This window comes from Oleiphilus sp. HI0128, from assembly GCF_001635365.1.
The window spans coordinates 1-981 of the sequence record NZ_LWGG01001297.1 but is presented as its reverse complement, the minus strand read 5'-3'; the positions used below and the strand labels follow the sequence as shown (position 1 = coordinate 981).

Sequence of the window (981 nt, the reverse complement as noted above, 5' to 3'; positions counted from 1 at the left end):
GATCAGTCTCGAACAATGATGTTAATCCTAAGACATGATTATTGGCATCAATGTGGTTCATGAAGTAATCATCACGAATAACCTGGCCAAAGTGAGATGCACAACGCCCGGTAATACCGTCGTTATCTTCACCTGAATCAAACGCTAAACCTGTGATGGCAAACAAGGTATCTGAAATATCCCCAACAGCAGTCAGATGACCTGTGCCGCTCCATGAATAGAGCTTGATATCTTCGCCATTGATCGTCACTTGCGAAGGCCCATTACCACACTCAGTTGTCGGTAAGCCATGCGTGTAAGTTGCATTGTATTGCGCTGCACCTTGAGCATTAAACTCTCCCAACATAGCGTAAATATCAGAGTCGGACTTTTTATTGTCTGATAATAAGTTAACTAGATCACCGACTGCATTAGCAAACGCGCCAAATAACGTTCCACGAATTGTTTCTGGTGGAGCTACATCTGTCACCAAGTCTGCAATAGGCGAACCAGTATGTGGCGTATGCATCGTAGTAACCGACGCAACAAGGTCAGGACGTGTTTCCATTACATAACGCGAAGTCATACCACCCTGGCTATGACCCATTAGGTTGAACTTTTCGATTCGTCCACCGGAACTTGCTTTAATTTCCTCAAGCTGAGCGATCAGCTCTTCACCTCGGCCCACAGAACTATCAAAAGCATTGATCTTAGCTACATAAGCTTCACCACCACGACTTTCAATAGCGCTCGGAATCTGATGCCAATAATCGACAATAGAAATTGAGTCGAAGGCAAATATTCCAGGTACTAACATGATTGGATTTTCTGTTTTCGTGTAACTAAAATAATCAGAAAAGAATCCTGCTTGTGTCGGAGCAGCTGCTGCACATGTGAGAGCAGCCGTTAATGCGAGTGTCTTTTTCATAGATATATCCTCAAATTTATTTTTATACTGAGTTAAATACCAGCCTTTTAAACACTGACACCAAGCCCTACTAC

1 protein-coding gene is annotated in these 981 nt (G+C 43.1%); it reads right to left on the bottom strand.

Going from position 1 to position 981, the window contains the following annotated elements:
• The coding region (locus A3763_RS21765) for a triacylglycerol lipase (protein WP_156495246.1) at positions 1-907 on the bottom strand (907 nt) is incomplete at its 3' end.
• Positions 908-981 lie beyond the last annotated feature (74 nt).